Raw genomic sequence first — 9,409 nt, forward strand, 5'->3', positions numbered from 1 at the left:
AAACACCCCCAATATAGGGCATTTCCGCAGCATACGATTTTATGACCGATTGTTCGGGCATAGGCAGAGGGCAGTTACGTTATCGGCCGGGATTAAACCGCTGGATTCTGCGGAGAACCAAAACAAAGCCTGTGAGACTTCTATAAGCTGCACAACGTAGACCTTAGATTTCGCAAGCGCACATCAGCGGGTCTGTTAGACATGAAGCAAGTTTTAGCTCGCAGATGTGCCCAACACTGAAAGTGAGCCTATGTCCGAAAGTAATAACGCCGATACTCGTATTGACCTGATTTGGTTGTCCGAAGAAGACATGATTGAAGCTGGTGTCACGGACACCGCCAAGTGTGTGGACACCATGGAAGAAACGCTCATCCTGCTGGATAAGGGCGATTACCGCATGGCGGGCGCATCCGCGAATAGCCACGGCGCACAGATCAACTTCCCTGATAATCCTGAGCACGAGGGCATGCCAGCGAATGGCCCGGACCGCCGCTTTATGGCGATGCCCGCGTACATCGGCGGCCGCTTCAACAACACCGGCGTGAAGTGGTACGGCTCCAATGCTGAAAACCGCAAGAATGACCTGCCACGTTCCATCCACGTCTTCGTTCTCAATGACACGGTCACCGGCGCACCAACGGCCATCATGTCAGCGAACTTGCTTTCCGCGTACCGCACCGGTGCGGTTCCAGCAGTTGGTGTCAAACACCTCGCGGTGGAGAACGCTAAAGAAGTAGGCATCATTGGACCTGGCGTTATGTCCCGCACCATCTTGGCATCCTCGATCACCCAACGCCCATCGATTAAGCGCGTGAAGATTAAAGGCCGTACTCCAGCCTCCACCGAGCGCACCGCGGAATACCTTCGCGAGCAACACCCGGGCATCGAGTTCACCGTCGTGGAAACCGAACAAGAAGCGATTGAGAATTCCGATATCCTCATCGCTGGTACCTCTACCTCCCAGGATGGACCAAAGGGATTCCCTTACTTCAACAAGGATTGGCTCAAGCCCGGCGCGCTTGTGCTCGCACCGGCAGCAGCGCGTTTCGATGATGACTTCATCACCGAAGGCAACGCCCGCCTGGTCGTGGACTACAAGGGCCTGTATGCCGAGTGGTTCAATGAGAATGGCCCGGATGTCACCTATGAACAGCTGCTGGGTATCCCCGGCAACCGCTGGTGGGACATGGTTCAAGAAGGCACGTTGAAGGAATCTGATATCGCTAATATCGGCGCGATTGCAGATGGAAATGCCCCTGGACGCAGCAATGATGAAGAAATCTTCTTCTATTCCATCGGCGGCATGCCGGTAGAAGACGTAGCATGGGCTACAGATGTCTACGAACAGGCATTGGCCAAGAACTTGGGCACTCCGCTGAATCTGTGGGATGCCCCAGCATTGTCCTAAGCCTTGACCTAGGCATTTTTACGTACACCAACAACCGACTATCTATCACACACGAAGGCGTGTTTTTACAGTGAGCTTTAAAGCTTCCTCAGTACAAGATGTAATTCAAATTATTAAGGCTGAGGAGGTGCGCTATTTAGATATTCGCTTCAGCGACATTTTCGGCGCTGAGCATGCACTCACTGTGCCGGCTCGGCTGTTGTCGGAGGAGACGGCATCGGAAGGCTTTGCTTTCGATGGCTCATCCATCCCGGGCTTTGCCACCGTGGACAAGTCGGATATGACGCTGATTCCGGATCCGCGCACCGCATACATCGATCCTTTCCGCGAGCATAAGACACTGAATATGCAGTTCTTTGTCCGCGATCCTCTCTCCCACTCCTCTTATAGCCGTGACCCGCGCTCCATCGCAGAAAGCGCGCAGGAGTATCTGAAGGAAACCGGTATCGCCGATACCTGTTCCATCGGCGCGGAGGCAGAGTTCTATGTCTTTGACTCCGTGCGTTATTCTTCCGGCGTCAATCACTCTTTCCACCAGGTGGATTCTGATGAGGGTTGGTGGCGCTCGGGTGAGGAAACCATGATGGATGGTACCCCTAACCGCGGCAACCAGATCCGTATTAATGACGGCTACTTCCCTGTTGCTCCTTATGACAAGACCATCCCGGTGCGTGATGACATTGTCTATAACCTGGAGCTTATCGGTTTTGAGATTGAGCGCTTCCACCATGAGGTGGCCACCGGCGGTATCCAGGAGGTCAACTACAAATACGCCGACCTCCTGCAGGCCGGCGATGACATGCAGGCTTTCAAATACATTGTCCGCAACACGGCTGAGGCGCACGGCCAGACCGCAACCTTTATGCCGAAGCCTTTGGCTGGCGATGGCGGCTCGGGCATGCACGCCCACCAGTCCCTGTGGAAAGATGGCAAGCCGCTCTTCTACGATGAGACGGGTTATGCAGGGCTTTCCGATATCGCCCGCTACTACATTGGCGGCCTCCTCAAGCACGCACCAGCGGTCCTGGCTCTGACCAATCCGACGGTCAATTCCTACCGCCGCCTCTACTCCGGTTTTGAGGCCCCAGTGAACCTGGCGTACTCCCAATCGAACCGTTCCGCGGCTATCCGCATCCCGCTGACCGGCGATAATCCAAAGGCCAAGCGCATCGAGTTCCGCGCACCGGACCCATCCGCGAACCCGTACTTGGCATTTACCGCGCAGCTGATGGCGGGTATCGATGGCATCTTAAATCGCATCGAGCCCGGCGAGCCTGTCGATAAGGACCTCTACGAACTTGAACCTAAAGAGCTCAAAGGAATCCCGAAGGTTCCGCACTCCCTCGAGTGTTCTCTCGCCGCGCTCGAAGCCGACCACGACTTCCTCACCGCCGGCAACGTGATGAGCGAAGAGTTCCTCGACGCTTACGCCCGCCTCAAGTTCGACCGCGAAATCCAGCCCCTGCGCCAGGGCCCATCACCAAAGGAATTCGAGCTCTACTACAACGTGTAGTTAGACCATGAAGTTCCAGATAGGAGCGGTAGCTGGCTGAAACTGACTGAAGTCGAAGAAAACAGATCAGTTGAGGGTCAGCTGCCCAAACTTCCAACCCATCGTCTTCGCATTTCCCACGGTCGCTCATCGGACTCCATCATTTGGTTAAACGTCTATACGCCGCGTTAATTCTCTTCAAGCACATCAGAATTGTTAATACGAGGTGGGTAACGGACGTTACTAGCAGAACACTTAGCCAGATAGGGGCAGTGCCTTCATCATCTGAAAGCCAAACTGAGGCTATACCTAGGAACGTCGTTACGATTCCCACCAAAACCGCGTAGCTAACATTGGCAAAGAGCTGATCAAGCAACTTAAGTAGTCGAGGTTTTCTGGACGCAACGGAGTCCTTGCCGGCAGAAAGCCGAAGCTGAAATACAAACACCACCAATGCAAAGAGCAGAGCTGCAAAGACCGCAACGCCCCCGAGAAAAGAACCGATATCCTGAGCTTGGAACTTCCGCCAAAAAGAGAATCCACCAACCAAAACCGGTAACCCGTATAGCATTAAATAATCCCATACCAATGGCTTGTTGGATTGAGAGTCCCGCAGGGTATCTAAATGTGCATGAATTACAGGAAGAGGGCTAAGTTTCTTCGACATCAGGCTGCACAGTCCTCACATCTAAATCATCCGGACTCCATTCATCAATAGCCATATGTTCGCCCCACTCAATGCCCATTCTTGCAAAGTAATCGGACGCTTCCTCTAAGCAGTGGCGTCTTATTACGCTAGCTTGAGGTGCGGATTCCCCATGGTCACTCAACAAGATACTCGCAATAGGCGCATTCTCATTATGAAGTTCGAAGCTCTTCCGTCGTCCGTCTTTTGCAAGCGTAACAAAAACCTTTCCAGTGCTCTCGCCTTTGGACAAGCTCACAAGTTGCCCCGGCTGTATGCTCTGTCCAAGCAGTCGATCATACAGGCGACGCGGAAGTGATTTTTGGCCTTTTGACGGGCTAATGTTGTAAGAATACGTCGCCTTCGATAACCCTGGTATATCAAAATTGGCTTCGTCATCTGAAGGTTTGGTTATTTCAACCTCAACTTCCTTTAGTTCTGCGGCTTGGAGCCAAGCCTCAGATTCGAGAAGCGCCGAAGTCTTGACATTTAGGTCCGGAAACTGCTTTTAAAGGCCTCAATAAATACGTCGTGTACCCGTCCAGCACCACACCGGTTGCTCGCCCGCTCTTGGAACAAGATCCCATAGTCTGCATCTTCCGGAACGATCAGCATCCCATGAGTAGTGACTTGAATAGAATGCTGCGAACCATAGTTAAATGCTGTACTACCGGTTTGAACGTCCACGCCGACACCGTTTTCGCCATATTTACCAGATTCTGTGGTGAGCATCAACGTACGTCCGCGCTGGTACGAGACCTCAGTAATCGATGTCCACTGCTCTTTCAAGGTGTCTTGCAACTGATCATCCGTGACTGCTTGAGCGAATCCGTTAAACATAAGCAGGTAGTCATGTTTTGACCCGCCAGCGTCCGGAATTTTGTTTAGCTGAATTAAATCATTTGGTTTCCTTTTAGGGTGCACCCAAATCTTTGTGGCGGTCAAGTTGCGTCTAGGCATAGAATCTCCTCTGCGCTATGTAAGTTTCGGGATTGGAATTTCAGACTCAATATTCAATACTCCAGCAAATACTGGCTGCATTATTGTCGCTCTGGTTTTTGTGAAGGGCCAGCCTGTCCTCCACAACTATCGAAACCACATGGTCTTTCTCTGATATATAAACTTTTAGTAGTCGCCATCAAACTCTGATCGTCCAGCGTTGTGATTTAGGCTCACCAGGTTCTTCTCAATTTGCGTCTATTTGAATCGTCCCTCGATTTGCTGGAATAGCAATCCACTGACGCGATGAAAAGGGCTCGATAGTAATTTCAGAAGTACTACCGCGCAGGAGTATGGCGGCGCCATCGAGCCCCTCCACTTCAAACTCTTGGTTCTCAGCCCCAACGTCTCCGGAGTTTTCGACAATCAAATTGTTCTTAATAGTTTGGTATTACATTTTCCCATTTTTGTCCATGCCATTTTGCTGACGCTCATGCTCATGCCACCATTTCAGCTTTGCCCCACTTTTCTGAGTATAAGGTACCAAAGCAGTGTTGGACCATCTAGAGATATCTATGTCGTGCTCTAATGCGCGAATCACTTGGCCAGCCAAATCGGCAGGGTCGTCGTAGTCTCCCAAGAGCCCCTCGTGCTCCAATTCCTCCTTAAAGTCACGGAGAACCCTTTGGTGCTCTAAATCAACGTCTCTCGGTAATGGCTCATTCGAAAAATAGACGTGTACCGGCTTTTTGTGGTCATGCGCCCGTTTAATCTCTTCAGCAGTGCCTGAAACATCGACTCCAGTAGAAGTTCCGAGCCGACTATCAAAAAACGCGACTACGACGTCTGCTCAATCGACCGCTTGAGAATTTATTATTGACTGTGCTCTTCCCCCGAGCGCCGTGATCGAACTGTGTTCATAGAGCCATGGCAATAGAACTACGCCTGCGCGTCGACCGCTATTGATATTCCAATCATTAATCTGCTCCCGTACACATGCTCGCTCTTCTGATTTATCTCTAGGTGATGCAATTTTGACCAACACACCGTTCATTTGTTGAGGCATACAGATCGCTATATACAAATCACATTAGATGAAAATTCTTTCCTGTAACATCGTCCACTACTGCCCCGTGGACCCCAACTCTTTCCTCTGTATTGCTTTAACACGCAGTAGATGACAGGCATCGATGCCACGTTAAATCGTCTCGACCCCACGGCCCAATAGACAAGGACCTCTACGCGCTGGCGCTCGTAGAGCTCAAAGGAATTCCAACGGTCCCCTGCTCCCTCGGAGCATCACTCGACGCCTTTAGAAAGGACCACTGCTTCCTCACTGCCGACAATGTTTGAGCGAAGAATTTCTCGACATTTACGCCCACCTCAAGTTCGACCGCAAAATCCAGCCCCTACGCCAGGGCCCATCACCAAAGGAATTCGAGCTCTACTACAACGTGTAGCTGATTAATTAGCGCGAAAGTTCCCACGCAACCCAACCCCCAATTATCACCCTTGACTAATATCAGTTAGGGGTGATAATTTTGAACTATGGAATTCGAAATCCTCACCCACTACGTTGACGAGTGGATTATGGATCTAGATGACGATGATTACGACCAAGTTTTAGCAGCCTTGGAAATTCTCGAGGTACAGGGCCCCTCTCTCAGACGTCCCCTCGTCGGAACGATTAAGAATTCAAAACACAAAAATATGAAAGAGATTCGCCCACTCGGAGGAAATCTTCGAATTCTCTTTGCATTTGATCCCCTCCGACAAGCCATCCTGCTCGTCGCGGGCGACAAAACGAATAACTGGGATCGCTGGTACCGCGACAATATCCCAATCGCTGACAAGCGATATACAGATCATCTAAAAGGAAAATCTTAATACCCCGCCCCACCGACCACTACTAGGAGCAGCCCAATGTCCACACTGAAAGCTCTACGCAAGAAGCGCCCCGGAAATCGGGAGAAGATCGAATCCATCAAAGAAGGCCTTTTGCGCGAACAGGACGCCTTTCAGCTCCGCGAACTCCGAGAAGGCCTTGGAATAACGCAAGCGAACTTGGCCGAAAAGATCGGCGTCAAGCAGCACCGCATCTCACAAATCGAAAATGGAGTTTTGCTTACCGTTCAGCTCTCCACGCTGCAAAGCTATCTCAACGCCCTCGGTGTTGAACTCGAACTCACCATCAAATCGGCAAACGGCGATCGCTCGACGTTGGTTCTCAGTGACTAACCCCCTACTCACGCGTCCCATTCCCGCAAGACTTTAAAGCTCCGAGAAGAACTTACTCGCGTGAGTTGCGCGATCGTATGCATTCCAGCGATAAGAAACGGCTTCGGTTAGTCAGCACTGAAAGAGTAGCTACCGGTCAGCCCGTTATGAATGACTACCGAATAGCTCTGGCCGCTAGCATTCGCGCCCTCGACCAGAGACTGAACCTCTTGCGCGTTGTAATAGCGGCTCAGCCCCAAGTACAGCAGTAGTAAGAGGAACATTCCCACGACAATGATCGCCGCAACCACCGTAGGTTGCGTGGCTCGTACTTCGGACTTGGCAATATCCACAGTGTCTACTGCTGGCATTCGCACCAGTGCTCTCCCTCTATCTTGGTTACCCCGGAGCAAGCGATGTCCTTCACACCCGTGGAGACGCGACTATCACCAACCGGGATTTCGCCGTCATCGTAGCATTAATGAATCAGATTTTACTTTCAGCATGTGAAGTATCACAGTTTATGAAGTAGAACCAGTCTAGACAGTAACCATTTGCACTCTAAGGGAACCACGTCATCTTCCACGGCCCCTACTACTTTAAGATTCAAGCCTCGGACTATGACGGCCATGAGCCGGTACGCGAGTGCCCAAAATGTGGTGAATCGAAGCCGCTTTCCAAGTTTGGCTATCACGATATGGGAAACGGCATAATCCACATTCAATCCTGGTACAGGAGCTGCAGATAACACCTCACGTTCCTTCACATAACTAAGAACCCAGACAAATTTCGTGCCAATACCAAAAGCTACTGACCTGCAATTTGTCTGGTCTCAAACAAAATTGGCGCATCAGAGGATTGGCTTCTATGCCCGAGCGCATGGCCCTGCACCCTCAGCCTCTCAACGAGTCACAGCCGAGTGAAGTAATTTCAGCCAACGAAGCCCCTGCATTCTTATCAGAACTCGGCATTGACGTCACCGGAATCCAAACATCGCTTCTCTCCGCTGTAGACGCTGCGATGCTACGAGACGATCCATTTTGGGCGAACACCGCCCCTGGATTCGAGCCGTGGTCAAATTTAGTACATGGAGTGCGCGAACATCTCCATAATGACGGAGAGTGGACCGTTGAGAACCCGCAAAATCGTCCCGTCATGATTCGCGATGAGGGTCGTTATGAACTCGCGGTCGCGGGCGGAGATTCGGGAACTGGAATCGCCGAGTTGCAACCCGGTTTTGCCAGGAAGCCCGGTAAAGCAAGAGCGTGTCAAGTATTTTGTGTGTGGGGCTTTCGGTCTGAGTGTTTATAGGTAGTTCGTAAAGCGTTCGGGATAGGCCACGGCCATTTGGTTGATGGCTTGTTTCCAGTTGGTGACTTTCCTGCCTTCGATGAGTCTTCCGCTGGTCGCGGCGGCTTTTCGACCTTCTTTAGCTCGTTTGGCCGCGCGTTTATCTTCGATATTGCAGATCATCAACCACAGCGTCTTAATCGCGGAATCATCATTGGTAAACTGCACGCGGTTGCGAGTGGCTTTACGCAGCTCGTTATTCATCGACTCAATGGAATTAGTCGTATAGATGACCTTTCTGGCCATGGGTGGGAACTGCAGAAACGGCACGAACCGCTCCCACGCATCGGACCAGACTTTCACTGATTGCGGATATTTCTGGCCCAATTCTGATTCGGCGAATTCATCCAACGCTGCGCGCGCGGTTGACTCATCTGGGGCAGTGTAGACCTTCTTTAATGCCGCAGATACCGCCTTACGGTCGCCATAAGCCACCCACCGATTCGCAGCCCGAATCAGGTGCACGACACAGGTCTGCACCATCGAATCCGGCCAGGTCGCTTCGACAGCTTCCGGCAAACCCTTCAAACCATCGCAGCAGACGATGAACACGTCCTGGATACCGCGGCTAGCTAAGTTTGCGCATACATGTGCCCAAAAGGATGCGCCTTCTTCTTTCGCCAACCAGATGCCCAGGATGTGTTTGATACCGTCCATATCCACCCCGATGGCCAAATACGCGGACTTATTGACCACGCGCCCACCGTCACGGACTTTAATTCGTAGCGCATCAAGAAATATCACCGGGTAGAACTCGTCTAACTGCCGGTTCTGCCACATCATGACCTCATCTAAGACAGCATCCGTGACTGCTGAAACTGTCTCATGGGAGATATCAACTTTCATGGCTGTGGCCATATGATGCTGAATATCACGAACGGTCATACCCCCGGCATACAAACTGATGATCATGTCATCAACATCAGTCAGCCGCCGAGAGCCTTTCGGCACCATAGTAGGCAAAAACGTGCCTTCACGATCCCTAGGCACAGTGACATCAACCGGACCATAGTTCGAATCAACCTTTTTGACATAGGAACCATTGCGGTAATTATCGCCGCCACCGGCCGCTTTAGCCTCACGATCGCCTTTGGAATACCCCAGGTGAGCATCCATTTCCGCTTCCAGGCCGCGAGTGACCGAGGCCTGCAACAAGCCACGCACTAAATCATTAGCATCCGTTGCTGTTGAGCCGAGCTCGTCAATAAGCTTGGCTATCTCCGGGTTCGCCAGCAGCTTTTGCTCGATTGCTTTGATCTTCGCGGAATCTTCCGGGTCTCGTTTCGCCACAGAATCCATTATGGTTTATCTCCTTCAT

At 51.5% G+C, this 9,409-nt stretch carries 9 protein-coding genes; 4 read left to right on the forward strand and 5 right to left on the reverse strand.

Features of this window, described 5'->3' with window-relative positions; translation table 11 throughout:
- Window positions 1–250: 250 nt before the first annotated feature.
- On the forward strand, window positions 251–1,408 hold the full coding sequence (locus tag ACG98I_RS12235; protein ID WP_394720838.1) for a tyramine oxidase subunit B: 1,158 nt from the start codon (window positions 251–253) through the stop codon (window positions 1,406–1,408).
- Between the two features lie 70 nt (window positions 1,409–1,478).
- On the forward strand, window positions 1,479–2,921 hold the full coding sequence (glnA, locus tag ACG98I_RS12240; RefSeq protein WP_394720837.1) for a type I glutamate--ammonia ligase: 1,443 nt from the start codon (window positions 1,479–1,481) through the stop codon (window positions 2,919–2,921).
- Between the two features lie 139 nt (window positions 2,922–3,060).
- Here glnA and ACG98I_RS12245 read toward each other — a convergent pair whose 3' ends face one another.
- The gene (locus ACG98I_RS12245) at window positions 3,061–3,567 is read right to left on the reverse strand and encodes a hypothetical protein (protein WP_394720836.1); all 507 of its coding nucleotides are present in this window, start codon (window positions 3,565–3,567) and stop codon (window positions 3,061–3,063) included.
- A 507-nt stretch (window positions 3,568–4,074) separates the two neighbouring features.
- The gene (locus ACG98I_RS12250) at window positions 4,075–4,545 is read right to left on the reverse strand and encodes a hypothetical protein (RefSeq protein ID WP_394720835.1); all 471 of its coding nucleotides are present in this window, start codon (window positions 4,543–4,545) and stop codon (window positions 4,075–4,077) included.
- A 1,527-nt stretch (window positions 4,546–6,072) separates the two neighbouring features.
- Here ACG98I_RS12250 and ACG98I_RS12255 point away from each other — a divergent pair.
- Together ACG98I_RS12255 and ACG98I_RS12260 are read left to right on the forward strand one after the other, a co-directional pair.
- On the forward strand, window positions 6,073–6,411 hold the full coding sequence (locus ACG98I_RS12255; RefSeq protein WP_394720834.1) for a type II toxin-antitoxin system RelE/ParE family toxin: 339 nt from the start codon (window positions 6,073–6,075) through the stop codon (window positions 6,409–6,411).
- A gap of 36 nt (window positions 6,412–6,447) precedes the next feature.
- Window positions 6,448–6,762: a helix-turn-helix domain-containing protein gene (locus tag ACG98I_RS12260; protein ID WP_394720833.1), complete on the forward strand. Its 315-nt coding sequence runs from the start codon at window positions 6,448–6,450 to the stop codon at window positions 6,760–6,762.
- Between the two features lie 107 nt (window positions 6,763–6,869).
- On the opposite strand, the gene ACG98I_RS12265 is transcribed toward ACG98I_RS12260, so the two are convergent.
- The 3 genes from ACG98I_RS12265 to ACG98I_RS12275 form a co-directional block, all read right to left on the reverse strand.
- Window positions 6,870–7,112 carry a hypothetical protein gene (locus ACG98I_RS12265; RefSeq protein WP_394720832.1) on the reverse strand — a complete coding sequence of 81 codons (243 nt, stop codon included), beginning with the start codon at window positions 7,110–7,112 and terminating at the stop codon, window positions 6,870–6,872.
- Between the two features lie 709 nt (window positions 7,113–7,821).
- Window positions 7,822–8,013: a hypothetical protein gene (locus tag ACG98I_RS12270; protein WP_394720831.1), complete on the reverse strand. Its 192-nt coding sequence runs from the start codon at window positions 8,011–8,013 to the stop codon at window positions 7,822–7,824.
- A gap of 33 nt (window positions 8,014–8,046) precedes the next feature.
- Window positions 8,047–9,390: an IS256 family transposase gene (locus ACG98I_RS12275; RefSeq protein ID WP_394719581.1), complete on the reverse strand. Its 1,344-nt coding sequence runs from the start codon at window positions 9,388–9,390 to the stop codon at window positions 8,047–8,049.
- Window positions 9,391–9,409: the final 19 nt, after the last annotated feature.

The sequence above is a fragment of the Corynebacterium sp. L4757 genome (assembly GCF_043673995.1).
GTDB lineage: Bacteria > Actinomycetota > Actinomycetes > Mycobacteriales > Mycobacteriaceae > Corynebacterium.

Bases quoted from the DNA above. Each gene is read 5' to 3' on its own strand.
- ACG98I_RS12235 (WP_394720838.1), top strand. From the start codon at position 251: ATGTCCGAAAGTAATAACGCCGATACTCGTATTGACCTGATTTGGTTG.
- ACG98I_RS12245 (WP_394720836.1), bottom strand. From the start codon at position 3,567: ATGTCGAAGAAACTTAGCCCTCTTCCTGTAATTCATGCACATTTAGAT.
- ACG98I_RS12250 (WP_394720835.1), bottom strand. From the start codon at position 4,545: ATGCCTAGACGCAACTTGACCGCCACAAAGATTTGGGTGCACCCTAAA.
- ACG98I_RS12255 (WP_394720834.1), top strand. From the start codon at position 6,073: ATGGAATTCGAAATCCTCACCCACTACGTTGACGAGTGGATTATGGAT.
- ACG98I_RS12260 (WP_394720833.1), top strand. From the start codon at position 6,448: ATGTCCACACTGAAAGCTCTACGCAAGAAGCGCCCCGGAAATCGGGAG.
- ACG98I_RS12265 (WP_394720832.1), bottom strand. From the start codon at position 7,112: ATGCCAGCAGTAGACACTGTGGATATTGCCAAGTCCGAAGTACGAGCC.
- ACG98I_RS12275 (WP_394719581.1), bottom strand. From the start codon at position 9,390: ATGGATTCTGTGGCGAAACGAGACCCGGAAGATTCCGCGAAGATCAAA.